The sequence below is a fragment of the Herbidospora yilanensis genome, assembly GCF_001570565.1.
Lineage (GTDB): Bacteria > Actinomycetota > Actinomycetes > Streptosporangiales > Streptosporangiaceae > Herbidospora > Herbidospora yilanensis.
This window is the reverse complement of sequence record NZ_BBXE01000015.1, coordinates 20,884-45,464: the sequence shown is the minus strand read 5'-3', so window position 1 is coordinate 45,464 and position 24,581 is coordinate 20,884. Positions and strand designations below refer to the sequence as shown.

At 71.2% G+C, this 24,581-nt stretch carries 22 protein-coding genes and 1 riboswitch; of the genes, 8 read left to right on the top strand and 14 right to left on the bottom strand.

What is annotated here, in order from left to right:
- Positions 1–3: 3 nt before the first annotated feature.
- Positions 4–3,093, bottom strand: coding sequence for a sacsin N-terminal ATP-binding-like domain-containing protein (locus tag AW273_RS06500; protein WP_062346255.1), 3,090 nt, complete (start codon positions 3,091–3,093; stop codon positions 4–6).
- 26 nt (positions 3,094–3,119) lie between these two features.
- Positions 3,120–3,887, bottom strand: coding sequence for a DUF3027 domain-containing protein (locus AW273_RS06495; RefSeq protein WP_062346253.1), 768 nt, complete (start codon positions 3,885–3,887; stop codon positions 3,120–3,122).
- Positions 3,888–3,993: 106 nt separating this feature from the next.
- On the opposite strand from AW273_RS06495, the gene AW273_RS06490 reads away from it, so the two are divergent.
- The gene (locus tag AW273_RS06490; protein ID WP_232327123.1) at positions 3,994–5,412 is read left to right on the top strand and encodes an MFS transporter; all 1,419 of its coding nucleotides are present in this window, start codon (positions 3,994–3,996) and stop codon (positions 5,410–5,412) included.
- Here the strand turns inward: AW273_RS06490 and AW273_RS06485 are convergent.
- Together AW273_RS06485 and AW273_RS06480 are read right to left on the bottom strand one after the other, a co-directional pair.
- Positions 5,409–5,810, bottom strand: coding sequence for a cold-shock protein (locus AW273_RS06485; protein WP_030452159.1), 402 nt, complete (start codon positions 5,808–5,810; stop codon positions 5,409–5,411). The two genes, AW273_RS06490 and AW273_RS06485, sit on opposite strands and share 4 nt — an antisense overlap.
- A gap of 90 nt (positions 5,811–5,900) precedes the next feature.
- The gene (locus AW273_RS06480) at positions 5,901–6,515 is read right to left on the bottom strand and encodes an HAD family hydrolase (protein WP_062346251.1); all 615 of its coding nucleotides are present in this window, start codon (positions 6,513–6,515) and stop codon (positions 5,901–5,903) included.
- 100 nt (positions 6,516–6,615) lie between these two features.
- Between AW273_RS06480 and AW273_RS06475 the strand changes: the two genes are divergently transcribed.
- Positions 6,616–7,293 (top strand): TetR/AcrR family transcriptional regulator, encoded by a 678-nt coding sequence (locus AW273_RS06475; protein ID WP_063909863.1) that lies wholly within the window; start codon positions 6,616–6,618, stop codon positions 7,291–7,293.
- Here the strand turns inward: AW273_RS06475 and AW273_RS37010 are convergent.
- On the bottom strand, positions 7,177–8,184 hold the full coding sequence (locus AW273_RS37010) for a hypothetical protein (protein ID WP_157555603.1): 1,008 nt from the start codon (positions 8,182–8,184) through the stop codon (positions 7,177–7,179). The two genes, AW273_RS06475 and AW273_RS37010, sit on opposite strands and share 117 nt — an antisense overlap.
- A gap of 53 nt (positions 8,185–8,237) precedes the next feature.
- On the opposite strand from AW273_RS37010, the gene AW273_RS06465 reads away from it, so the two are divergent.
- Positions 8,238–10,496 carry a helicase C-terminal domain-containing protein gene (locus AW273_RS06465; RefSeq protein WP_062346247.1) on the top strand — a complete coding sequence of 753 codons (2,259 nt, stop codon included), beginning with the start codon at positions 8,238–8,240 and terminating at the stop codon, positions 10,494–10,496.
- Positions 10,497–10,512: 16 nt separating this feature from the next.
- Complete coding sequence (locus AW273_RS06460) at positions 10,513–12,153, top strand: DNA repair helicase XPB (protein ID WP_062346245.1); 1,641 nt, start codon at positions 10,513–10,515, stop codon at positions 12,151–12,153.
- Between the two features lie 244 nt (positions 12,154–12,397).
- Here the strand turns inward: AW273_RS06460 and AW273_RS06455 are convergent, their stop codons facing one another.
- Positions 12,398–12,709 (bottom strand): hypothetical protein, encoded by a 312-nt coding sequence (locus AW273_RS06455; RefSeq protein WP_062346243.1) that lies wholly within the window; start codon positions 12,707–12,709, stop codon positions 12,398–12,400.
- Positions 12,710–12,833: 124 nt separating this feature from the next.
- On the opposite strand from AW273_RS06455, the gene AW273_RS06450 reads away from it, so the two are divergent.
- On the top strand, positions 12,834–14,825 hold the full coding sequence (locus AW273_RS06450) for a HelD family protein (protein ID WP_062346240.1): 1,992 nt from the start codon (positions 12,834–12,836) through the stop codon (positions 14,823–14,825).
- Positions 14,822–15,229: a GNAT family N-acetyltransferase gene (locus AW273_RS06445; RefSeq protein ID WP_062346238.1), complete on the top strand. Its 408-nt coding sequence runs from the start codon at positions 14,822–14,824 to the stop codon at positions 15,227–15,229. Before AW273_RS06450 ends, AW273_RS06445 begins: the two co-directional genes overlap by 4 nt.
- A 54-nt stretch (positions 15,230–15,283) precedes the next feature.
- Here the strand turns inward: AW273_RS06445 and groL are convergent, their stop codons facing one another.
- The 5 genes from groL to AW273_RS06420 all read right to left on the bottom strand — a co-directional run bounded on the left by groL (position 15,284) and on the right by AW273_RS06420 (position 20,128).
- Positions 15,284–16,915 (bottom strand): chaperonin GroEL, encoded by a 1,632-nt coding sequence (groL, locus tag AW273_RS06440; RefSeq protein WP_030452167.1) that lies wholly within the window; start codon positions 16,913–16,915, stop codon positions 15,284–15,286.
- Positions 16,916–17,251: 336 nt separating this feature from the next.
- Positions 17,252–17,452 carry a cold-shock protein gene (locus tag AW273_RS06435; protein WP_030452168.1) on the bottom strand — a complete coding sequence of 67 codons (201 nt, stop codon included), beginning with the start codon at positions 17,450–17,452 and terminating at the stop codon, positions 17,252–17,254.
- Positions 17,453–17,808: 356 nt separating this feature from the next.
- Positions 17,809–18,084 carry a MoaD/ThiS family protein gene (locus AW273_RS06430; protein ID WP_062338680.1) on the bottom strand — a complete coding sequence of 92 codons (276 nt, stop codon included), beginning with the start codon at positions 18,082–18,084 and terminating at the stop codon, positions 17,809–17,811.
- 28 nt (positions 18,085–18,112) lie between these two features.
- Positions 18,113–19,357 carry a threonine synthase gene (thrC, locus tag AW273_RS06425; RefSeq protein WP_232327121.1) on the bottom strand — a complete coding sequence of 415 codons (1,245 nt, stop codon included), beginning with the start codon at positions 19,355–19,357 and terminating at the stop codon, positions 18,113–18,115.
- Positions 19,358–19,371: 14 nt separating this feature from the next.
- Positions 19,372–19,510: riboswitch (SAM riboswitch) on the bottom strand.
- Between the two features lie 57 nt (positions 19,511–19,567).
- Complete coding sequence (locus AW273_RS06420; protein ID WP_030452171.1) at positions 19,568–20,128, bottom strand: RNA polymerase sigma factor; 561 nt, start codon at positions 20,126–20,128, stop codon at positions 19,568–19,570.
- Between the two features lie 96 nt (positions 20,129–20,224).
- Here AW273_RS06420 and AW273_RS06415 point away from each other — a divergent pair, with 96 nt between their 5' ends.
- The gene (locus AW273_RS06415; protein WP_083949592.1) at positions 20,225–21,649 is read left to right on the top strand and encodes an alpha,alpha-trehalose-phosphate synthase (UDP-forming); all 1,425 of its coding nucleotides are present in this window, start codon (positions 20,225–20,227) and stop codon (positions 21,647–21,649) included.
- 46 nt (positions 21,650–21,695) lie between these two features.
- Entirely contained in the window at positions 21,696–22,850 is a 1,155-nt protein-coding gene (locus AW273_RS06410) for an MFS transporter (protein WP_198168030.1), read from the top strand.
- Here the strand turns inward: AW273_RS06410 and AW273_RS06405 are convergent.
- The 3 genes from AW273_RS06405 to AW273_RS06395 all read right to left on the bottom strand — a co-directional run bounded on the left by AW273_RS06405 (position 22,828) and on the right by AW273_RS06395 (position 24,578).
- Positions 22,828–23,427, bottom strand: coding sequence for a hypothetical protein (locus AW273_RS06405; protein ID WP_157555602.1), 600 nt, complete (start codon positions 23,425–23,427; stop codon positions 22,828–22,830). The two genes, AW273_RS06410 and AW273_RS06405, sit on opposite strands and share 23 nt — an antisense overlap.
- 10 nt (positions 23,428–23,437) lie before the next feature.
- Positions 23,438–24,259 (bottom strand): trehalose-phosphatase, encoded by an 822-nt coding sequence (otsB, locus tag AW273_RS06400; RefSeq protein WP_062346230.1) that lies wholly within the window; start codon positions 24,257–24,259, stop codon positions 23,438–23,440.
- Between the two features lie 70 nt (positions 24,260–24,329).
- Complete coding sequence (locus tag AW273_RS06395) at positions 24,330–24,578, bottom strand: DUF3263 domain-containing protein (RefSeq protein ID WP_369409028.1); 249 nt, start codon at positions 24,576–24,578, stop codon at positions 24,330–24,332.
- Positions 24,579–24,581 lie beyond the last annotated feature (3 nt).

The window sequence follows — 24,581 nt, the reverse complement described above, 5'->3', positions numbered from 1 at the left end:
GTTTCAGCCGTCGAGGTCGGCCTCGGCCAGCAGCAGCGGAACCCGGTCGGGATCACGCAGCAGCGCCTCGACCGCGAGCCGGTCGCCCCACTGCCCGGCCGCCCACGCCAGCCCGCGCGCCAGCCCCTCGACACCGGACGCGTGCACCCGGCCCTCGAAGAACCGCCACGGCACCGGCCTGCCGTCGACGAGCAGCTCCTCATGCCGCACGTACGAACCGGGCGTCCCCGGCAGCAGCCTGCGCACCTGCGGGGGAACCGGGGTCTCCTCGCCCGACGAGGTGACGTCGCCGGTGACGACCTCGCCGACGAGCGGCAGGTCGAGCACCTCCGACAACGCCTCGGCCTGGTCGAACCCGACCAGCACGAGCGGCCGGTCGGCCACCAGCGCGAGCAGGTCGGGCGCCTCGACGACGACCGGCTCCAGCTCTCCGTCGACGTCGGCGACCACGATCTCGCCGTTCTGCACCGCCCGGACCGCCGCAGGAGGGCTCACCCGTTCGGGGCTGACCTCCGCCAGCGCCTTCCACAGGGCGCGGAGCTGGGCCCGGTCGACGGGCCGCGTGGCGTCGGCCATCAGGTCGAGCAGCTCCTCGGGGCCGCCGTGGGAGGCGAGCAGGTCGGCCAGGGTGGAGCGCACCCCGATCATCGTGAGGGCGGCCTCGTCGGCGACGGGGGGCGCGTCGGCGTACAGACCGAAGAGAAGGGGGTCGGCCGACGGCAGCCGCAGGGAGGTCGGCGGCTTCCCGTCGATCACCGGGTGGTGGGCCAGCCACCAGCCGGTGTAGGAGGGCACCTCGTGGACCTCGCCGTTCGCGACCACCCGCATCGGCTGCAGCGCGGCACGCAGCGGCGGCCGGGCCAGCAGCGGCAGCGCGGCGGCCCAGTCGGCGACGTATTCGAGGTCGCGCACGGCGGTGAACTCGCGCGCCACCGGCGGCACGTCGAGGTCGGGCAGCAGGTCGAGGACCGCGTCGAGCCACTCGTCTTCACGGTCGAGGTCGTGGTCGCAGTCGTCGGGGTCGAGGACCACGTCGGCGTCGTTGACCACGGCGAACCCGTCGAGCACGCCCGCGGCGGCCAGCACCCGCGAACCGAACTTCTCCACCAGGTCGGGCGCCGCGAACGGGGCCTCCTGGTCGATCAGCCTGGCCAGGTCGCCGCCTTCGAGCAGCAGGTCGCCGGCGGCGTAGACCTCGCCGTCGGCGCCGCGCAGCGCCAGCGCGGCCAGCCAGGGCGCCTCGCCGGCGGCCAGCCCGGCGGCGTCGACCAGGGCCAGCACCGCCTGCGCGACCGGCTCGGGGTCGGCCGACCCGGCCGACTCGGTGACGGCGGCGTGGGTGAGCGGATCGTCGAGGACGGTCCGCGGCGTCGCCTCGGCCGCCCCCAGCCGCAGCAGCAGCGGGTGGGCGGCGTCGTGGTGGACGATCCGCAGGCCCAGCGGCGCCAGCAGCGCCGCGTCCAGCGCCTTCTCGCCGTCGGTCATGACGAGCGTGCCCCGGGCGCCCCGCACCAGCCGCCCGTCGGCCAGCGGCACCCCGACCGCCCCGATCGCTTCGAGGTCGTCGGCCGGGAGCACCTGGTAGAGCGCCCGCCACCAGGCCGGCTCGCGGTCCTTCACGGCGTCGCCGGTCAGCATGTCGATCACGTCGGCCAGCTCGACCTTGCGGATGCCCAGGCCGGGCAGCGCGTGGTGGCGCACCGGCCATCCGGCCGGGAGCAGGCCGGGCACCATGTCGGCCACCATCGTCAGGAACTCGCCGGGCCCGGCCACCACGCGGGCGTCGCGCCCGGCGATGACCAGCTCGTCGTCTTCGGCGAAGGAGACCGGCACCAGCCCGTCGGCCGCGCGCCGGGCGTTGACGATCTCGGCGTAGCGCTCGGAGGGCTCCTCGGGCGGCGAGATCGCGGGCAGCAGCGGCAGGTCGGGCAGCAGGGCGAGGATCTCGCCCCGGATCGCCGCGTCGAGCTCGCCCTTCGCCAGCACCTGCGGCACCAGATCGAGCAGCCGGGGCGTACGCGGCAGCGACCGCAGCAGGTCGCAGTAGACCTCGGCCGAGCGGCGCACCAGGAAGTCGGTCAGCGGCCCGGTCGCGACGTGACGCCGGTCGGTGGCCAGCGGGAACGTGGCGATCAGCAGGGCGGGCAGGTCGAGCGGTTCGTCGGAGGGCGTCGGCGCGTGCACCGACGACGGCACGTCTTTCGGCAGCGGCAGCGCCTCGCCGTCGCGCCGGGCCTGGTCGCCCCACGCGCGCGCCTGCCCGTGGGCCACCGCCCCGGCGATCGGGACGGCCCAGCGCACCTGCCAGAACGGACGCGCCCGCTCCTCGGTCGGCCGGTCGGCGAACAGGTCGCCCACCTGCTCGGGCGTGAACTCGCCCGACGCCTCGACGACGTGCCACCCGGCGGCGGTGACGCTGCGCCAGACCCCGTCGACCTCGATGTCGATGGCCGACAGCGCGGGCATGACCAGCGGCAGCGCCGGGCTGGTCTCTTCGAGCATCCGCCGGACGGCGTCTTCGGCCGCGGCGTCGCGCAGCGGCAGCCGCACGATCGAGTCGAAGCCCTCGGGCACGGTCAGCTCGGCCGGGAACGGCAACCGCAGCAGCGGCACGTGGCCCTCACGCCCGGCCAGCTCGGCCTCCAGCGCGGGGATCGCGGCGACCAGCTCGGTGGTCAGCACGCGCGACCAGCGCACCCCGCCGGTCGCCCGGGAGGCGACGGCGGGTTCGTCGGTGACCGAGACGACGGCCGCGAAGCCGACGCCGAACCGCCCGGCCGCACCGGCCTCGTCGCGCTTGCCGGAGACCCGGAGCGTCGACAGGCCCTCGACCCCGGCGGCGTCGAGCGGCCCGCCGGTGTTGGCGGCCTCGAGCACGCCCTCGCGCAGGGTCAGCCGCAACCGGCCGGGCACCCCCGCGCGCAGCGCGGCGTCGGCGGCGTTCTGGGCCAGCTCGACGATCAGGCGGTCGCGGTAGCCGCCGAGGGCGAAATCCTCCTCGGCATTGGCGTCCTCGCGGAACCTGGCCGGCGAGGCCGTCCAGGCGGCGAGGACGTTTTCACGCATGCGGGTGGTGCCGAAGAAGTCGTTCATCACACGCTTCCGGGAGTAAAGGGAGGTCAGCCTTCCGGCATGGGGTCGTAGCCCAGGTCGTCGAGGATCGGCTGTGGCGCCTCGCCCGCCGCCGACGGCGCGGGGGCCGCCTCGGAGTGGGCGCCGCAGCCGTGGTCGGCGGCGACGACCTTACCGTCGTCGGGGGCGAACTCGTTGGCGCACACTCCGAAGCCCAGACGCAGCGCGCCGGCGAGGGGCCAGTAGAAACCACAGGTGGAGCACTGGGCGGGGGCCGCCGTCGCGAGCGGCGAGTCGGGGCCGGATTCGCCGCTGTGCCAGCGGTTGACCGCCAGGTCGCGGCCGATGGCCGACAACACCCGAGCCCGGCCGAGACCGTATTCGAAGAGCATCTGGTGGTCGGTCTCGTCGTCGGGGTCGGTGTCGGCCGTGAAGCCGGGCGCGAGCCGGTCGTCGTCGGCCTCGGCCGGCAGCAGGTCGCCGGGACCCAGGTCGCCGGGGCGCAGACGGCGGCTCCACGGCACCCAGGTCGGCGCCAGCAGGGCGCCCTTGCCGGGCAGCAGCACGGTTTCACTGACGGTGACGGACTTCGCACGCGAAGCGCGGGCCACTGTGATCGCCCAGCGCCAGCCCTCGTATGCTCGATCGAGACAGGCGAAGTAGTGGGTGACCACCCGGTCACCCTCCGCGTCGAATCCCAGGTGTTCGCCGACCTCGCCCGGCCTGGCCATCTCCTCGGCCGCGGAGCGAGCCAGGTCGACGGCGGCGGCGCAGGCCTGGTCAGCGGCGGGGGTTCTCACGCGGGTACGGCTCACACTCCATTTTCACCTACCTGAGGAGCGATTTTCACCCTCCTCCGGAGCGGACAGCACCCAAGTGCGTCGGTAAGACTGGAAATTCGACACGAGAGGAGCAGATGGGGTGGCGGGTGCCTGGGGCAAGGTCCGTGACGCGGGCCGCGCAGTCATGTCCGCGACCGCCAGGACCGGCCGGTCGATCGGCCGCGGCGCCGCCGGTGTCGGGCGGGCCAGCCGCCGGCTGACCCACGCGAAGGGCGCCGACCGAACCGGCCTCGGCCGTCTCATCGAGGTCACCGCGGTGCACAGCGCGGGCGACGCGTTCATCACGGTCTCGCTGGCGGGGGCGCTGTTCTTCGGCATGCCCGTCGGGCAGGCACGCGGCCAGGTGGCCCTCTATCTGCTGGTGACGATGGTGCCGTTCACCGTCGTCGCCCCCTTCGTCGGCCCGGTGCTCGACCGCTTCCGGTCGGGCCGCCGCTACGTCATCGCCGGAACCCTGTTCGCGCGCGGCCTGCTCTGCTGGGGCATGGCCTCCAGCGTCGTCTACGGCGACACGCTCTCGCTCTTCCCGGCCGCCCTGGCGGTGCTGGTGTTGTCGAAGGCCTACAACGTGTCCCGGGCGGCGATCATGCCGAGCGTGTTGCCGGCCGACATAGGGCTGGTCACCGCAAACGCCCGGGTGGCCCTGTTCGCGCTGGTCGCCGCCGGTGGCGCGGCCGGTCTGGGGGCCGGTCTGGTGGCCTGGCTGGGCGCCGAATGGGTGTTGCGGATAGCGATGGTGCTCTTCCTGGTGGCCGGGGTGGTGGCGATAAGGCTGCCCCGCCACGTCGACTCCCCCGACGAGGAGGAGACCGCGAAGCCGCCGGGCGTGCGGGCCCTGCTGAACGTCGGGCCGATCGTGGCCGAGTCGATGCGGGCCAACGCGGCGATCCGCATCCAGGCCGGGTTCCTGGTCTTCTTCCTTCTGTTCCTCGTCCAGGACGAGCACCTGCCGGGCCTGGCCCCCGAGATCACGCTCGGCCTGCTCGCGGCGGCGGCCGGGGGCGGCGGCCTGTTCGGCGCGGCCGTGGCGTCGTGGGTGAAGTCCTACTCGCCGCAGCTCATCGTGTTGTCGACGCTGGCGCTGACCACGATCACCACGGTCGTGACGGCCTTCTTCTTCAGTCTGTGGACGGCCGTCGCGGTCGCCCTCATCGGCGCGTTCGCGCAGGGCCTGGGCAAGCTGGCGCTCGACGCGATCGTGCAGCGGGAGATCGGCGAGGAGGTCAGGTCGTCGACCTTCGGGGTGGTCGAGGCGCTGCTCCAGATCGCGTGGGTGTTCGGCGGCCTGATCGGCCTGATGTTGTCGCTGTTCGCGCAGGGCACGGCCGGGCTGGCGGTGATGGCGACCCTGCTGGCGGTCTCGCTGGTCTGGCTGCTGGTCACGCGCCGTCAGCGGAAGGTCATGAGCACGTCGACCGCGGTCACGGTGCCATTGCGGCCGGTGGCTCAGCCACCGGCCGCGACGGGGGACACGAAACCGCTGACAAATCCCTTTTAGGCATCAATGTCGTCGGCAATTGCGCGAATCACGGTCGCGACCTTCTTCGCGTGGGCGGGCTCGGGGAGTTTGCCCTTCTGGTAGGACGAGGTCGACAGTTCGTCGAGCAGCTTGATCAGGTCTTCGACGATGACGACCATTTCGTCGGGCTTTTTGCGCTTCCCCTTCGGCCGCGGCGCCTTCGCCAGGGTCGGGGGCTGCTCCAGCACCCTGACCGACAACGCCTGCTGGCCGCGCCGCCCCTCGGCGACCCCGAACTCGACTTTCTGGCCGGGCTTGAGGGCTTCCACGCCTTTGGGCAGCGCGGATGAATGCACGAAGACCTCACCGCCGTCGTCGCGGGTGAGGAAACCGAAACCCTTGGTTTCGTCGTACCACTTGACCTTGCCGCTGGGCACAGGAGTGACCTCGTTCAAACTGTCGTGGAAGGGAATGGATGTAGGTTATGCCCACTAGGGCTCCCGGGTGACCGCCGAAAGCCCGTCAAATTACGCGGGAATCGACGTCCGGGTGGCATACCAGGAGACGAACTCCGTGAGGTCGCCGACGACCACGTCGGCGCCCCGCTCGGCCAGTTGCGCGGGGGTGCAGCCGCCCGTCGCGACCGCCACGCTGATCGCGCCGCCCGCGCGGGCCGCCTCGACGTCGGCCACGTGGTCGCCCACATAGACCGCCGCCCCGAAGGCGGCGATGGCGGCGCCCTTGTCGGCGCCGAAGACCGACCCGGCGACGTCGTCGACGTCGAGCCCGAGCGCGTCGACCGTGCGCCGGGCGTCACGCGGGTTCTTCCCGGTGACCACGATGATCCGGCCCCCGACGGCGCGGACGGCCGCCAGGGCCTCGTGGGCGCCGGGCATGGCGACGGTGGCGGGCAGCGCGATGCCCGGGTAGAGGGAGCGATAGAGCGCCACCGCGGCCGGGATCTCGTCGACCGGCAGCCATTGGGCCAGTTCGTCTTCCAGCGGCCAGCCGATCCGCGACACCGCGACGTCGATGTCGATGGGGGTGCTGAGCGACGGCACCAGCGCCTCGTAGACGGCCGCGATCGCCGCGCGTGTGTCGGCGAGCGTCAGGTCGAGGTCGAAACCGACGTTGATCCCCATGCTGTGCACGGATCAAGGATGCCAAAGCGCGCGATCCGCCGCGAAGTGGATCTTCCTTTTATAGCTGGGCGGTCTACGCTGTCCCTCTCGGGAGGTACAGATGAGCACACGGGGTCGCATCATCGAGGAGGCGCTACGGCTGTTCGCCGAGCGCGGCTACAACGCGACCTCGGTGGCCGAGATCGAGGCCGCCGCCGGCCTGTCCCCCGGCGCCGGCGGCCTCTACCGGCACTTCAAGTCCAAGTACGAGGTCCTCGCCGCCGCCGTCGCCGACCGGGCGGCCCGCAACGAGATCAGCCTCGACGTGGCCCAGACCGAGCCGATAGAGGTCCGGCTGGCCGCGATGTGCCGCGCGGGTCTCGGCAAGATGGACGAGGAACGCATGCTCGCGCAGGTCTTCTTCCGCGACCTGTCGCAGTTCCCCGACCTGGTCGCGGTGGTCACCGCCGGCCTGCTGCAGCCCATGTTCGACGCGCTCACCGAGTGGTTCGCCTGCCAGCCCGAATACCTCGACGCCCAGGTCGACTGGGCCGGGGTCGGCTCGGTGCTGGGCGGCTCGATCATCAACTACCGGCTGATCGAGTACACCACCGGAGAGGCCCCCGGCCGGGTGGCCACCGACCGGTTCGTGTCGGCCTGGATCAGGCTGGCGCTCGGCCTGCTACCGCCGGGCGTGTGTGGAGACGGGTGGGTCGAAGAGACGGTAGAGCAACCACGTGAGCCCGGCGGCGGTGCCGACGATGAACGCGACGCCGGCGACCTCGTTGAAGCGCGCTAGCAGCCCCTCGACGGAGGTGCGCCCCGGCCCGGTCAGCGCGAGGATCCCACCGCCGAAGATCCAGGCCAGCGCGGGCGCCCCCAGCCCCGCGAGCCGGTCGGGCATGTTCCACCCCTGACACGACAACGTGACGACCGCGCCGACGGCCCACACGATCCCCGGCACCGGGAAGATCACCACCGCCGGGAACCTGATCGGCACCAGCAACGCCGCCGACGCCAGCAGGGCCAGCGCCACGACCTCCCGGCGATGCCCGTGGAAGATCGACCACGCGTCGGACGCCGGCCTCCGCCGCCACCGCGGCACCAACCGGCCCCCTGGCGCTCCGGCCCGCCAGACCCGGCGCGTGGGACTGATCACGACCGGCTGCGGCAACGCCGATCGCGGGGGGCCAGATCGCGACGAACCTGACTCAGGCCGGCCCGAACCCGGTTGGCCTGGTCGCGGCTGGCCTGAGCCCGACGGTCCTGCCCCCGAACGGCCCGCAGCCGACCGGCCCGACCCTGCCGAGCCTGAACCGGACCGGCCCGCGCCCGGCTGGCCCGAACGTGACAGGCCCGACCCCCCTGAACCCGGTAGGCGGAGGCCCGATCCCGGTGGGAACGACCGGCGCAGGGCGCTCATCGGGCGGGTCTGCTGGGCCGGGGGCTCCGGCGGGGGTTCGCCGCGTAAGCGGCGGACCTCGCGGTCGACCATGTCCTCCGGGGTGCCGAAACGGGCCAGGAGGCGGGCGACCGATTTGGGGTTCTCGTCGCCTTTGCGCTCTTGGTCGACCCGTTCGCGGACCCGCCGGACGTAATCGAGGCGTTCCTCGGGGCGCATCCGGCCGTGGGCGGCGTCGGCCACCCGGCTCACGAATTCCAGCACGAGCTGGTCGGCTCGCTCGATCACTCCGTCATAGTGCCCCAGCGGGGCAGTCCATGCATGCTCCTACGATGGAAAGGATGAGCGAGGGGTTCACCGAGTGGCTGCGCAGCCGGAGCGACGAGCAACTGCGCGTCCTCGCCATGTCCCGGCCTGAGCTGATCACCCCGGTTCCGGCGAATGTGCCGGGTTTGGCGGCACGAGCCGGAACCCCGTCCGCGGTCGGCCGGGCCCTCGACCGGCTCGACGGCTTCACCCTCGCGGTGGCCGAGACCCTGGTCGTCTTCCCGCCCGACGAGTTGCCGGCGGCGATCCACCGCGCCACCCAAGACGCGCCCGGCACCGACGAGGCGATCGGCCGGGCGCTGGCCACGCTGACCGAGATGGCGCTCATCGACGGCGAGCGCAGGCTCGCCCCCGGCGTGCAGGAGGCGCTCGACCCGCCCGCCGGGCTCGGCCAGCCGGCGGCCCGCGTGTTCCGCCACGACGAGCGCGCGATCACGCTGGCCGATCCCCGTGCCGTCCGCGAGCTGATCGCGCAGGTCGGCCCGCAGGCCCGCGCGGCGCTCGACGAACTGGCCTGGGGGCCGTCGTCGGGGCGGGTGCCCAACGCCCGGCGCGAGGTGTCGGTCGAGACCGCCCAGTCGCCCATCGAGCAACTGCTGGCCCGGGGCCTGCTCGGCGCGATCGGCGACGACACGGTGACGCTGCCGCGTGAGGTCGGGCTGGTGCTGCGCGACGACCGCCTCCACCGCGACCTGTCGCCGGCCGCGCCGCCGCTGGAGGGCGCCACCCGCCGCGCCGACCTCGCCGCACGCACCGCCGCCGGTCAGGCCTTCACTTTCGTACGGTCCGTCGAAGAGCTCTGCGAGATCTGGAGCGTCGACCCGCCGGGGGTGCTGCGCACGGGCGGCCTGGCGATCCGCGACCTGCGGCGCGCGGCCCAGCAGCTCGACGTGCCCGAATGGACGGCCGCCCTGGTCATCGAGGTCGCCCACGCGGCCGGGCTGGTCGCGACCGGCGGCCCGGCCGACGCCGAGTGGTTGCCGACACTCTCCTACGACCTGTGGCGGGCCCGCCAGACCGAAGACCGCTGGGAGGCCGTCGCGCGGGCCTGGCTGACCCTCGACCGGGTGCCGGGCCTGGCGGGCGGCCGCGACGACCGCGACCGGCTGCTCAACGTGCTCCACCCCGACCTGCGCCGGGGGGCCGCCGCCGAGATCCGCCGCCGGGTCCTGACGGTCGTCGCCGCGACCGAGCTCGCGCCGTCCCAGGAATCGGTGCTGGCCCGGCTGACCTGGGAACGCCCCCGCCGCCGGGGCGCCCACCTGGCCCGGCTGGCCGAGTTCGCGCTGCGCGAGGCCGAGGTCATGGGGCTGACCGGGCTCGGGGTCATGTCGCCCCACGGCAGGGCGGTGCTCACCGGCGTGAAGGCGGCCGACCTGCTGGCGCCACTGCTGCCCGAACCGGTCGACCACGTGGTGCTCCAGGCCGACCTGACCGCCGTCGCCCCCGGGCCGCTGACCGGCGAGCTCGACCGGTGGCTGGGGCTGGCGGCCGACGTCGAGTCGAAGGGCGGCGCGACCGTCTACCGGTTCGCCGAGGCTTCGATCCGGCGGGTGCTCGACGCCGGGCAGAGCGCCGAGGAGATCCTCGCGATGCTGGCCCGCCACTCGACCACGCCGGTGCCGCAACCGCTGACCTACCTGGTGACCGACGTCGCCCGGCGGCACGGCCGGCTGCGGGTCGGGTCGGCGTCGTCCTATCTGCGGTGCGACGACCCGGCGGTGCTCGACGAACTGCTGGCCGACCGGCGGGCCGGGGTGTTGCGGATGCGGCGGCTGGCGCCGACCGTGCTGGTGTCCAAGGCGTCGCGGGCGACCATGCTCGACTCGCTGCGCTCGATGGGCTACGCGCCGGTGGCCGAGTCGCTCGAAGGCGACGTGCTGATCACCCGGGCCGACGCCCGGCGTACCGAGGCGCAGCCGGTCCGGCAGGTCAACGGGCTGCTCGCGCCGGAGGCCGAGGTGGTGACGGCGGCGATCAGGGCCCTGCGGGCCGGTGACCACGCGTTGTTGTCGCGGCCCGTCCCGGCGAGCCAACCGGGCGGCGCGGTCCCCCGCACCCCGGCGACGGCGACGATCTCGGCGCTCCAGGAGGCCATCAAGCAGGGCTCCCGGGTTTGGATCGGTTACCTAGACTCACAAGGTCAGGCCACGAGCCGGATCCTCGAACCCGCGAGGATAGAGGGTGGCTACCTGACGGCGTACGACGAGACGAGGGCGGCCATCCACCGCTTCGTACTCCACCGGATCACCGGCGTCGCCGACGTCAACTGATTAGGGGGCTCCACCCGTGAACGACGGGCCGCTCATCGTCCAGTCCGACAAAACCCTGCTGCTGGAAGTCGACCACGAGCGCGCCGACGAGTGCCGACGGGCCATCGCGCCATTCGCCGAGCTCGAACGCGCGCCCGAGCACGTCCACACCTACCGCGTCACCCCGCTCGCCCTCTGGAACGCGCGGGCCGCCGGGCACGACGCCGAGCAGGTGATCGACGCCCTCATCGGGTTCAGCCGCTACCCCGTCCCCCACGCGCTGCTGGTCGACGTCGCCGAGACGATGGCCCGTTACGGGCGGCTGCGCCTGGAGAAGCACCCCGTCCACGGGCTGGTGCTGACCAGCAACGACCGGGCGGTGCTCGAAGAGGTGCTGCGCGCCAAGAAGGTGCAGCCGATGGTCGGCGAGCGGCTCGGCGGCGACTCGGTGGCCGTCCACCCGAGCGAGCGCGGCAACATCAAGCAGCTTCTCCTGAAGCTCGGCTGGCCGGCGGAAGACCTGGCCGGCTACGTCGACGGCGAGGCCCACCCGATCGCCCTCACTGAAGAGGGCTGGTCGCTGCGGCCCTACCAGAAGGAGGCCGCCGACGCGTTCTGGCACGGCGGCTCGGGCGTGGTCGTGCTGCCGTGCGGCGCGGGCAAGACGATCGTCGGCGCGGCGGCCATGGCCCACGCGCAGGCGACCACGCTGATCCTGGTCACCAACACGGTGAGCGTCCACCAGTGGAAGACCGAGCTGATCAAGCGGACCAGCCTGACCGAAGACGAGATCGGCGAATACACCGGGACGAAGAAGGAGATCCGCCCGGTCACCATCGCGACCTACCAGGTGATGACGTCCAAGCGCGGCGGCGTCTACCGGCATCTGGAGCTGTTCGACGCACGCGACTGGGGTCTGGTCGTGTACGACGAGGTCCACCTCCTGCCCGCCCCCATCTTCCGGATGACCGCCGACCTCCAGGCACGCCGCCGGGTGGGCCTGACGGCCACGCTGGTGCGCGAAGACGGCCGCGAGGGCGACGTGTTCTCCCTCATCGGCCCGAAGCGCTACGACGCGCCCTGGAAGGAGATGGAGAACCAGGGCTACATCGCCCCGGCCGACTGCGTCGAGGTGCGGGTGACGCTGCGCGACGACGAACGGCTCGCCTACGCGATGGCCGACACCGACGAGCGTTACCGGTTCGCCGCCACGACGCCGTCGAAGCTGCGTGTCACCGAGGCGCTGGTGAAGAAGCACGCCGGCGAGCAGATCCTGGTCATCGGGCAGTACATCGACCAGCTCGACGAACTCGGCGAGCACCTGAACGCGCCGGTCATCAAGGGCGAGACCAAGGTGAAGGAGCGCGAGCGGCTGTTCCAGGCGTTCCGCGACAAGGAGCTGCAGGTCCTCGTCGTGTCGAAGGTGGCGAACTTCTCCATCGACCTGCCGGAGGCGGCGGTCGCCATCCAGGTGTCGGGCACGTTCGGGTCGCGCCAGGAGGAGGCGCAGCGCCTCGGCCGGGTGCTGCGGCCGAAGGCCGACGGCGGGGGCGCCCGGTTCTACTCCATCGTCAGCCGCGACACCGTCGACCAGGACTTCGCCGCCCACCGGCAGCGTTTCCTGGCCGAGCAGGGCTACGCCTACCAGATCATCGACGCCGACGACGTCTTGGCGTAAACAAAAGACCCGGCGGGACAACTCCCGCCGGGTCCACTTAGAAAACATGCTTAAGTCCACGAAATTCCGTAGGCCCGAGACAACCTCATCACCCCCTCGCGCCCTTGGCCCCCACAGCCAAAGATGGCATCAACGCCCAGGTTCGGGCATACCCCCATTGTCCTGGGCAATCACCTGATTTGCCGCGCCTTTCTAGGGCTTTTCCCATACCGATTGATTAAGACTTCGGAGGGTATTCGCGAGATTACTGCGCGACCAGACCTCCGACGAATAGTACGCCTTCCGCGCCCATCCATGCGGCGATTGCGTACACGAGAAGACGCGCGCGCCAGGTCAACCACGCGCCGATCGTGAGCGCCGTCGCGACGACCGCGAACAACGACGAGACGGCCGTCACGAGGGCCATGCGGCCGCCGCAGTCGTCGGCCGGTTCGCCGCTGGCGCAGAACGCCTCCAGACCCCAGCCCGCGTACACGGAAAGACCCCAGAGCGCGGCGAGCAGCACCATGACGGCGGCGGGCAGCGCGGGCGGGAGCGGGATCGGGCCACGGAACACCTCTGCTGCCCTACCCAGCCACGACGCGAGTCAGTCGGCCCATAAACCTTTTGGCCTGGCCCGGAGGGCCGACTAAGCTGGCCCGTTCGCCCACCCGAACCACTCCGGCAGGAGGCACTCCGTCATGCCCCAGCACACCCTCGCCCCCGACATACCGCCAGCCGACGACCTCGCGGACGAACGGCGGCACCTCGACGAGTCGCGGGCGGCCCTGCGCGCCATGCGGGAGCACGCGCAGTCGTTGTCGTCGGACATGGCCGGCGACTGGGTCTCCCGGCAGGTGCTCCAGGGTCTGCTCGACCAGCGCGTCGCGGCGCTCGCCGACCACCCCGACACTCCGCTGTTCTTCGGCCGCCTCGACCGCGACGGCGCCGACGACCTCCCGCCGGTGCTGTACGTCGGCCGCAGGCACGTCCACGACGGCGGCGGCCGGGCGCTCGTGATCGACTGGCGCGCGCCCGTCTCGCGGGCGTTCTACCAGGCCAGCCCGGCCGAGCCGATGGGCGTCGACCGGCGTCGCCGGTTCGGCTACCAGGGTGGCGAGCTCACCGCGTTCGAAGACGAGGACCTGGCCCACGGCGGCGACCTCGGCCCCTCGCGCATCCTGACCGACGAGATCGAGCGCCCGCGCACCGGCCCGATGCGCGACATCGTGGCGACGATCCAGCCCGACCAGGACGAGATCGTGCGCGCCGACCTCGGCGTGACCGTGTGCGTCCAGGGGGCGCCGGGCACCGGGAAGACCGCGGTGGGTCTGCACCGCGCGGCCTATCTGCTGTTCACCCATCGCGAGAAATTGTCTCGCGCCGGCGTGATGATCGTGGGCCCTAACCGCGCGTTCCTGTCCTACATCTCCTCGGTGCTGCCCGCGCTCGGCGAGGTGAAGGTCGACCAGACGACCGTGGCGGGCATCCTGGGAGAGCACGCCCACCCCGAGGAACCCGCCGTGTCGGCGGTCAAGGGCGACGCGCGGATGGCGCGGGTGCTGAAGCGCGCGTTGTGGCTCCACGTGGTGAAGCCGGTCGAGGGGGTGCTGGTCACCAAGGGGGCCAACCGCTACCGCGTGGCCGACTACGAGGTGCGCGAGATCGTGGCCGCGCTGCGGGGCGCCACCCGCTACAACCCCGGGCGGGCGACGCTGGCCCAGCGGCTGGCCCACCAGGTGCTGGTGCAGATGGAACGGCGCGGGGAGTCGCCCGACGACCGGGTGCAGGACGCGGTGGCGCGCTCGAAGCCGGTCAAGGCCGTCGTCGACCAGGTCTGGCCGAAGCTCGTGCCGGAACAGGTGCTCTTCCGGCTGCTGGCCGACCCGGAGTTCCTGGCCAGGGCCGCCAAGGACGACCTGACGCCCGAGGAGCAGAGTGCGCTTCTCTGGACGAAGCCCTACAAGTCCCACAAGAGCGCGAAGTGGAGCGGCGCCGACGGAGCGTTGCTCGACGAGCTGGCCGACCTGATGGACCGCACCCCCTCCCACGGCCACCTGGTGGTCGACGAGGCGCAGGACCTGTCGGAGATGCAACTGCGCGCGCTCGGCCGCCGCTGCCGGACCGGTTCGGCGACCATCCTGGGCGACCTCGCGCAGGGCACCACGCCGTGGTCGGCGCGTTCGTGGCAGACCGTGCTGACGCATCTCGGCTTCGCCGAGGGTCTGGTGACGGAGCTGACCCTCGGTTTCCGCGTCCCGCGCGAGGTGCTCGACTACGCCGCCCGCCTGCTCCCCGGCATCGCCCCCGAACTGGCCGCGCCGCGCTCGCTGCGTCCCGGCGCGGGATCCCTGAGGCTGGTGGAGACCTCCGATGTCCTCGGTGCCGTGAGAGACGCCGTGAGCGCCGCGGGCGAGGGTTCGGTGGGCGTCATCGTCCGCGACGCCGACGCCGAGGCCGTCGCGACCGCCCTGGGCGCGCCGGTCCTGGGCCCCGACGGCGACGGCGCGAGGGTGCTCGTCGTGCCGGCGGGCCTGGCGAAGGGTCTCGAGTACGACCACGTCGTGGTGGCGGAACCGGCCGACATCGTCGACGCCGAACCGAGGGGCCTGGCCCGCCTCTACGTCGTCCTGACCCGAGCGGTCACCACCTTGACCGTGGTGCACGCCAAGCCGCTCCCGGAGGCGCTGTGATCCGCCCCGCCACCCTGGCCGACGTCGAGGCGATCCTGAAGTTCTGGGTCGCCGCCGCCGAGGGCACCGACCGCCACGACGACCCCGCGAAGGTGGCCGCGCTCATCGAGCGCGACCCCGAGGCGCTGCTCGTGTACGAACTCGACGGCGTCGTCGCCGGCACCGTCATCGCCGGCTGGGACGGCTGGCGGGCCCACCTCTACCGGCTCGCGGTCGCGCCCGAAGCCCGCCGCAGGGGCATCGCCCGGCAGCTCATCACGGCCGCCGAGGAGCGATTCCAGGCGTTCGGCGCGTTCCGCGTCGACGCGATGGTCCTGCACGACAACACCGAAGCCCACCCCGCCTGGGCGGCGACCGGATACGTCCTGCAGGAACAGTGGGGCCGTTGGGTGCGGCACTTCTGAAACAGAAGAAGGCGGCCCCGGAAGGGACCGCCTCATCTGTGGTGCGAGATGGACTTAGAAGTCCATGTCTCCGCCGCCGGGCATGCCGCCGCCCGCGGGAGCCGGGTTCTTCTCCGGCTTCTCGGCGATGACGGCCTCGGTGGTGAGGAACAGGGCCGCGATCGAAGCGGCGTTCTGCAGCGCGGAGCGCGTCACCTTCGCCGGGTCGATGATGCCCGAGTCGAACATGTTGACGTACTCGCCGGTCGCGGCGTTGAGGCCCTCACCCGGAGTCAGGTTGCGGACCTTCTCCACCACGACGCCGCCCTCAAGGCCGGCGTTGACGGCGATCTGCTTCAGGGGCTCCTCAAGCGCCTTCTTCACGATCGCGGCGCCGGTCGCCTCGTCGCCCGACAGCTCCAGCTTGTCGAACGCCTTGGCCGAGGCCTGCAGCAGGGCCACGCCACCGCCGGGGACGATGCCCTCTTCGACGGCCGCCTTCGCGTTGCGGACGGCGTCTTCGATGCGGTGCTTGCGCTCCTTGAGCTCGACCTCGGTGGCCGCGCCCGCCTTGATGACGGCGACGCCGCCGGCGAGCTTGGCGAGGCGCTCCTGGAGCTTCTCGCGGTCGTAGTCGGAGTCGGTGTTGTCGATCTCGGCGCGGATCTGGTTGACCCGGCCCGCGATCGCCTCGGCGTCACCGGCGCCGTCGACGATGGTGGTCTCGTCCTTGGTGACGACGACCTTGCGGGCGCGGCCGAGCTGGTCGAGCGTGGTCGACTCGAGCTTGAGGCCGATCTCCTCGGAGATGACCTGGCCGCCGGCCAGCGTGGCGATGTCGCCCAGCATGGCCTTGCGGCGGTCGCCGAAGCCGGGGGCCTTGACGGCCACCGAGCGGAACAGACCGCGGATCTTGTTCACGACCAGGGTCGCCAGGGCCTCGCCCTCGACGTCCTCGGCGATGATCAGGAGCGGCTTGCCGGCCTGCACGACCTTGTCGAGCAGCGGCAGCAGGTCCTTGTTGGCGGAGATCTTCGAGTTGACGACGAGGATGTAGGGGTCCTCCAGGACCGCCTCCATGCGCTCGGGGTCGGTCACGAAGTAGCCCGAGTTGTAGCCCTTGTCGAAGCGCATACCTTCGGTGAGCTCAAGCTCGAGCCCGAAGGCGTTGCTCTCCTCGACGGTGATGACGCCTTCCTTGCCGACCTTGTCCATCGCCTCGGCGATGAGCTCGCCGATCTCGACGTCACCGGCGGAGATCGAGGCGGTGGAGGCGATCTGCTCCTTGGTCTCGACGTCCTTCGCGAGCTTGGAGAGCTCCTCGCTGACGCGCTCGACCGCGGCCTCGATGCCCTTCTTCAGGGACATCGGGTTGGCGCCGGCGGCGACGTTGCGCAGGCCCTCGCGCACCAGCGCCTGGGCGAGCACGGTGGCGGTGGTGGTGCCGTCACCCGCGACGTCGTCGGTCTTCTTCGCGACTTCCTTGACGAGCTCGGCCCCGATCTTCTCCCACGGGTCTTCGAGCTCGATCTCCTTGGCGATCGAGACACCGTCGTTGGTGATGGTGGGGGCGCCCCACTTCTTCTCCAGCACGACGTTTCGGCCCTTGGGGCCGAGGGTCACCTTGACGGCGTCGGCGAGCTGGTTCATGCCGCGCTCGAGACCGCGCCGGGCGTCCTCGTCAAACGCGATCATCTTGGCTGCCATAAGGCTGGACCTCCCAGTAGAGGGTGGCTTCGAAAAGAGGGACCGAGCCGACGCCCGCGACGGCAAGGCCCGCACACCCTTGGCAGGCCCCATCGCCTCGATCCGTGTTGTTGGCACTCCCGGCCGGGGAGTGCCAACCAACTGTTTAGCACTCTACCCACGCGAGTGCAAGCCGAAGACCGGGAGGGGCAGGTCAGGCGAGGTCGGGCAGCAGAAACCCGGCCCGCAGGCTGCGAGCCGGGTTCCAGGTCGCTGGGGTTGTGGGGTTGGGGGTTACAGCCGATCCCTTCTCAACCGCTCACGCGGGAGTGGCCGAAAAGGTTCGCGGTCGGGGGATCAGACGGTCCGGACAGCCTCCGCCTGCGGGCCCTTCTGTCCCTGCGTGATGTCGAACTCGACACGCTGGCCCTGCTCGAGGGCCTTGTAGCCGTCCATCATGATTGCCGAGTAATGGACGAAAACGTCCTTACCACCGTCTACCGCGATGAAGCCGTAGCCCTTGTCCGCGTTAAACCATTTGACGGTGCCCTGCGCCACTTTCCGACTCCTCTTGCTGGGCCTGGCAACGGACCCGCCCATTCCACCGCTGGGTCCGTGACCTTTCGCACCGGAAGAGTGACGCCCCTTTAAGGGCAGGTTCACAGCGCCCGGCCACGTCGATCGTTCTCGACCATACACATGGCAAGGCGTGGGACAACAGAGTCAATCGGCCCCTGACTCGCTGTCGTTCGCCCAAAGCGAGAGGGCTTCTTTTTCGGTTAGAGATTGGTTGGTTGAGAATTGCACCATATGCCATGGCACTCATTAAGCTTCGATAACGATAGAAGTGCAGGTAAACATAGAAACACCCACGCACTGTAGGAGTACGTGGGTGTGGGAAAGGCTGCGGAAGGTCACCCTCCGGCTACGGCGGGGATCACCGAAATCTGTACCCCCGCAGGGGTTGGAGTGTCCAAACCTTCGGAGAATCGGACGTCCTCTTCTCCGACGTAGACGTTGACAAAACGCCGCACCTTGCCCGATTCATCGAGGATCCTGGCCCCGATGCCGGGGTAGTCGGCGTCGAGTTTCTCGAACACCTCGCGCAGCGTCGCCCCTTCGCCGGCCACCTCGGCCGCGCCCCCCGTGTACGTACGGAGAATCGTCGGAATCCGCACAGAAACACTCATTGTTGACTCTCCTTAACGAACCGTTAGTTCAGTTGGCGAAAGCGGTACGGAAGGCGTCCAGAGACGGACGGATGACAGCCGTCGGGCGGGCCTCCGACTGGACGGCGTCGAGGGTCTTGAGCCCCTCGCCCGTGTTGAGGACGACCGTGGTGGCGTCGGGGTCGATCACCCCGGCCTCCGTGAGCTTGCGCAGCACCCCGACCGTCACGCCGCCCGCCGTCTCGGCGAACACGCCCTCGGTCCGGGCCAGCAGGCGGATCGCGGCGACGATCTCGGGGTCGGTGACGTCCTCCACGGCGCCGCCGGTCCGCCGGGCGATGTCGAGCACGTAGGGCCCGTCGGCCGGGTTGCCGATGGCCAGCGACTTGGCGATCGTGTCGGGCTTCACCGGGCGGACGACGTCGTGCCCGGCCTTGTAGGCGGCCGACACCGGCGAGCACCCGGCGGCCTGCGCGCCGAAGATCTTGTAGGGGGTGTCCTCCACCAGGCCGAGCGCGATGAGCTCCTTGAAGCCCTTGTCGATCTTGGTGAGCTGGGAGCCCGAGGCGATCGGGATGATGATCTGCTCGGGGATGCGCCAGCCGAGCTGCTCGGCGATCTCGTAGGCCAGGGTCTTGGAGCCCTCGGCGTAGTAGGGCCGCAGGTTCACGTTGACGAAGCCCCACTTCTCACCCAGCGGGTCGCCGATGAGCTCGGAGCAGAAGCGGTTGACCTCGTCGTAGGTGCCCTCGATGCCGACGAGCCTGCCGCCGTACACGCTGGCGACGACGATCTTGGCCTCTTCGAGGTTCGACGGGATGAACACGCACGAGTCGAGCCCGGCCCGCGCGGCGGCGGCGCCGACGGCGCCCGCGAGGTTGCCCGTCGAGGAGCAGGAGAGCGTCGTGAACCCGAAGTTGCGGGCCGCCTCGACCGCGATCGACACGACGCGGTCCTTGAACGAGTGGGTCGGGTTGCCCGAGTCGTCCTTCACGTAGAGGTCGCGCAGCCCGAGCTCGGCGCCGAGGTTCCCGGCGTGGTGGAGCTTGGTCCAGCCGGGCTGGAGGTTGGGCTTGTCGGCGACGTTCGCCGGCACGGGCAGCAGCGCCCGGTAACGCCAGATGTTGGCCGGGCCCGCGGCGATGTCCTCGCGGCTGACGGTCCCGAAGTCGTACGCCACCTCAAGTGGCCCGAAACAGTCCTGACAGGCGAAGATCGGGCCGAGGTCGTAACGGGCGCCACACTCGCGGCAGGAGAGGGCGACGGCGGGTCCGAAGTCGTGGTTGAGCGCCATGAAGCGAGGCCTTTCCCTCATCTTCGCCTGCGACCGCCTTGATCACAGGCCGGAATTGGCACCTGTTCCGACCGGCCTCGCCCCGTAGCGAGTTGAGTCGGAAGGGTTGCCGGGGCTTCGCAGGGCCGGTCCCTCCACCCCTCTGGATGAGCAAATATTCAGTTGTCCTGAAAACTGTACCTCGGGCCCCTCAGAGTCCGAATCGGCATCTCATCTACCGAGATAACCGTCACCGAGCGAGGCCTGGATGTGCTTCCTGGCCTGGTGGATGCGGCTCTTGGCGGTGCCGAGCGGGATGCCGAGCTGCGCGGCGATGTCGGAGTAGTCGAGCTGGACGATGTCGCACAACACCAGCGCGCGGGCCAGATCGGGCTTTTCGGCCTCCAGCGCCTCGATGGCGTCGAGCAGGTCGAGCCGGGCGCCGGCGATCACGCTGACCCGGTGGGGGTCGGGCCGCTGCTCGGCCAGTTCGTCGCTCGACTGCTCGGCCGCGCGCCGTTTGAGCGTGCGGTAGGTGGTGCGGGCGCAGTTGGCGGTCACGATGTGGAGCCAGGTGGAGAACCGGGAGCGCCCCTCGAAGCGGCCGATGTTGCGGGCCACCGCGAGCAGCGTGTCCTGACAGGCCTCTTCGGCGTCCTGGCGGTAGGGGAGCAGGCGTTCGCAGTGGCGCAGCACGTCGGGTTCGACGCGGCGCAGCAGTTCGCCGAGGGCGACGTGGTCGCCGGTGGCGGCGGTGCGGGCCAGTTCCTCGGTGGTCTCGTCAAGCGGCATTGACTGCCCCGATTCTTCGGCGGCCGGGGGTTTCCTGACATCCTATTGCCGACGACATCTTTCCTTAGTCCTCCGGCCATCTGGGGTGTGCCCACCGTGAGTTCAACGCTGATCGCCTCCAACCGCGGGCCCGTCTCGTTCATCCTCTCGGATGACGGCGCGCTGACGATGCGGAGAGGCGGCGGCGGTCTGGTGTCCGGATTGTCAGAGGTCGCCCGGGGTGACGACCATCTGTGGGTCTGCGCCGCGCTCACCGACGGCGACCGCAGCGCGGTCCGGCTCGCCCCCGAGGGCCGCATCGACCGCGCGGGTTACGACACCGGTCCGGTACGCATGCTCGACATCGCCCCGGCCGTCTTCCACCGGGCCTACAACGCGGTCGCCAACTCCACCCTCTGGTTCGTCAGCCACCTGCTCTACAACACCCCGTTCGCGCCCACCTTCGACACCCGCTTCCACCGCGAGTGGGAGTCCTACCGCGAGTACAACGGCGCGTTCGCGCTGGCCCTGGCCGAAGAGGCGGCCCACGGCGCGAAGGTGATGATCCAGGACTACCACCTGACGCTGGCCCCGGCGATGCTCCGCGTCGACCGGCCCGACCTGCGGGTGGCCCACTTCTCCCACACCCCGTGGGCCCCGCCCGAGTACTTCTCGCTGCTGCCCGACGGCATCGCGGCCGAGATCCTCCAGGGCGTGCTGGGCGCCGACCACGCCGGGTTCCTGACCGACCGGTGGGCGGCGGCGTTCATGGACTGCTGCGAGGCGGTGCTCGACGCCCGGGTCGACCGGGCCGCGAAGACGGTGGAGTTCGAGGGCCGCCTCACCCGGATCGGGGTGCACGCCCTGGGCGTCGACGGCGACGCGCTGGTGGCCCGCGCCTTCGAGCCCGACGTCGAGTCGCACATGCTGGCGATAAAGGAGCAGGTGGGCGACCGGCGGCTGATCGTGCGCATCGACCGCACCGAGTTGTCCAAGAACATCGTGCGCGGCATGCTCGCCTACCGCGAGTTCCTGGCCGAGCATCCCGAGTGGCACGGCAAGGTCGTCCATCTGGCCTTCGCCTATCCCTCGCGCCACGACCTGCCCGAATACCGCGAATACACCGCGGCCGTGCAGCGCTGCGCCAAGGAGATCGAAGACGAGTACGCCACCGACGACTGGGACCCGCTGATCCTCAACATGCAAGACGACTATCCGCGCTCCCTGGCCGCCTACCGGATGGCCGACGTGCTGCTGGTGAACCCGATCCGCGACGGCATGAACCTGGTCGCCAAAGAGGGCCCGATCCTGTCGCCGCGCTGCGTGCTGGTGCTCTCGCGCGAGGCGGGCGCGGCGGCCGAGCTCGGCCCCGACTCGCTTCTGGTCAACCCCTACGACGTCTCGGGCACCGCCGCGGCCCTGCACGAAGGCCTGGTCATGCCCGACAAGGAACGGGCCGAACGCTGCACACGGCTGCGCCGGGCGGCCACCGCGCTGCCTCCGGAGCGGTGGTTCGCCGACCAGTTGGCCGCCCTGACGTGACGTTGTACGGTTCCCCATATAACGATTCATATCGGGGGAAATGCCGGTGTCCACGCCTGCGATCACGTTCACGAGGGACCGGCCCACCTGGTTCGTCTACCTGATGCTGGCGACCTTCGCCACCTACCTCTACGGTCTCTCGTCGGCGCTCCCCACCCTGCGCGCCGAACTCGGCGTCACCCAGGCGGTCGCCGGGCTCCACGGCACCGGCATGGCCGTCGGCAGCATCCTCACCGGCCTGGCGCTGCCCTGGCTGACCCGCCGCCACGGCCGGCGCGCCGCCGTATGGATCGGGATCGGCGGCATGAACGCCGGCATGCTGCTGGTGGGCCTCGGCCAGACACTCCCGTTCACCCTGGCCGGCTACACCATCGCCAGCGGCTTCGCCGCCATCGCCCTGTACGTCTCCATGGCCGCCCTCAGCGACCACCACGGCCCGGCCGGACCGGCGTCGATCAGCGAGGCCAACGCGGTCGGCGTGCTCGCGGGCATCCCGGCGACCTACGCGTTCAGCCTGCTGGCCGAGTCGGTGCTCGGCTGGCGGGCGGCCATGTTCATCCCGGTCGTGGCCACCGCCGTGCTCGCGTTCACGATGGGCCGCAACTGGTTCCCCGAGGCCCCGGCCGAGCACGCGGCGGCCCGGACGAAGAAGCCCTTCAGCTGGCGCTTCCACTTCGCCGGCGCGGTGCTGCTCTGCTGCGTGGCCACCGAGTTCACCTTCAACCTCTTCGCCGCCGAGTTGTTCTCGCAGCGGACCGGCCTGACCCTGGCCGAGGCGGCCACCGGCCTGACCGCCATGCTCTGCGGCATCGCCGCCGGACGATTCGGCGGCGCCGCGCTCACCCTGCGCTACCCGGTCTGGCAGGTCTTCCTCGGCACCATGGCCGTCTCCCTGGTCGGCTGGGCGATCTTCTGGTCGACGACCGTCGTGGCCGTCGGCTACATCGGCCTGGCGATCAGCGGCGCCGGGATCGGCATGTTGTTCCCGCTGGGCCTGACCCGGATGATCGAGACCTCGGGCGGCCGGCCCGACCAGGCCAGCGGGATCGCGTCGGTGTGGGCGGGGGTCGGCTCGGGCACCGGGCCGTTCGTGCTCGGCGCCCTCGGTGACGCCTTCGGCACCCACGCGGCGTTCCTGCTGGCCCCCGCGCTGCTCGGCCTCGCGGCCGGCGGCCTGCTCAGTTCCAGGTCGAGTTTCTGAGGATGGACGCCAGGCCCGGCGTCTTCCACTGGTCGACGATCAGGATCTTGGACGTCGGCAGATACCATTCACGCTGGGTGAAACCGCCCGCGAAATCGTACTTGGGCGGCCCGTACATGCAACTGCCCTTCCACTCGCGGTAGTGGGCGTTGTGGCCCGCGCCGACGAGCCGGTAGCCCTTGACGACGGGCTTGGTCTTGAACGAGCCCATCCACAACTTCTTGTCATAGACGCACGGGCCGACGTCGGTCGCCGGGCTGTAGGGGCGGCTCGGCTCGTAGGCGTTGAAGGTCTCGTGGCCGACCCTGATCGCGGCCGGGCCGAACACCCAGAAGCTGCGGCACCCGGAGTCGCGGTAGCCGAAGTTCCTGGTGCCCGCGGTCGGGCAGGCGCCGGTGACCACCCGCGTGTAGTCCTTGGCGACCTTGTAGACCTTCCAGGTCGCCGGGATCTTGACGGTGAGGCCGTTGCGCAGGTGGACCGATTTGGTGCCGGGGGCAGCGGCGGCGGCCGGGGAGGGGACGAGTGCCGCCAGCGTCAGGCCGGCGGCGGCCACCGCCAGTGTTCTGGAGATCATGGCGCCGACGCTACTGCTCGCGGCTTGCAATCGACTTGAGGACCTGTTCCAGGAACGCCACGACGCCGTCGGGCCCGTCGACCACGACGTCGGCCTGCTCGGCCAGCGCGGTCACCTCGGCGGAGCCGGAGCAGACCCGCACACCCGGGATGTTCACCGAGGCGACCGCCTCGAAGGCGGCCAGGTCGCCCAGGTCGTCGCCGACGAACATGACCGAGCGGGCCCGCTCGGCGATGAGCAGTTCCTTGAGCGCCTTGCCCTTGTCGACGCCGGGGCCGCGCAGCTCCAGCACCTTGCGGCCGGGCTCGACCACCAGCCCGTTGGCGGCGGCCAGCTCGCCGAGCGGCTGACGCAGCGCCTCCAGCGCCGCGTCGGGGTCGGGACAACCGCGGGTGTGGACGGCCAGCGCGCGCCCCTTGTCTTCGATCGTCACGCCCTCGTGGCCCGCCAGCAGGCCGGGCAGCTCGGCGCGGATCCTCGTCAGCCCGGCGGGCGGCGGCGGGGAGGTGATCTCCCCGCCCTCCCAGCGCTCGATGCCGTACTGCCCCAGGATGACCAGGCCCGGGACCTCGACCAGGTCGGGGCCGTCGGGGGTGTCGCCCAGGGCGAGCGCGGTGCCCGGCGGGCGGCCGGTGACGACCGCGACGCGGCGCACCACCTCGGCCAGCCGGATCAGCGCGGCCGGCGCGGCGGGGTGGATCCAGGCGGCGGAGGGGTCGGCGACGATCGGGGACAGGGTGCCGTCGAAGTCGAGGCCGATGACCGCGCCGCCCGGGTCGTTCACCATCGCCTCAAGGCCGGCCCGGCCGCTTTCGGTCCGGACGTCCGGCATGTCCCCCACGTTTCGCCCCTTTCGTCGCGCGATGGTCACTCTGTCAATCGCAGGTTAACGCGATCTGAACTCAGACCGACCGGCCGCGTCCACGGCGGCGGGCGTCGCGGCGCTCGCGCAGGCGGTTGACGAGCGCCGGATCGGCGGCCAGCGCCTCGGGGCGGTCGATCAGACCGGCGAGCACCTGGTAGTAGCGGGTGGTGGACATGCCGAAGGTGTCTTTGATCGCCTGCTCCTTCGCCCCCGGGTGACGCCACCAGCCGCCCTCGAACGCGAGGATGTCCCTGTCTTGAGGGGAGAGACCGTCCACACGGGCCATGCT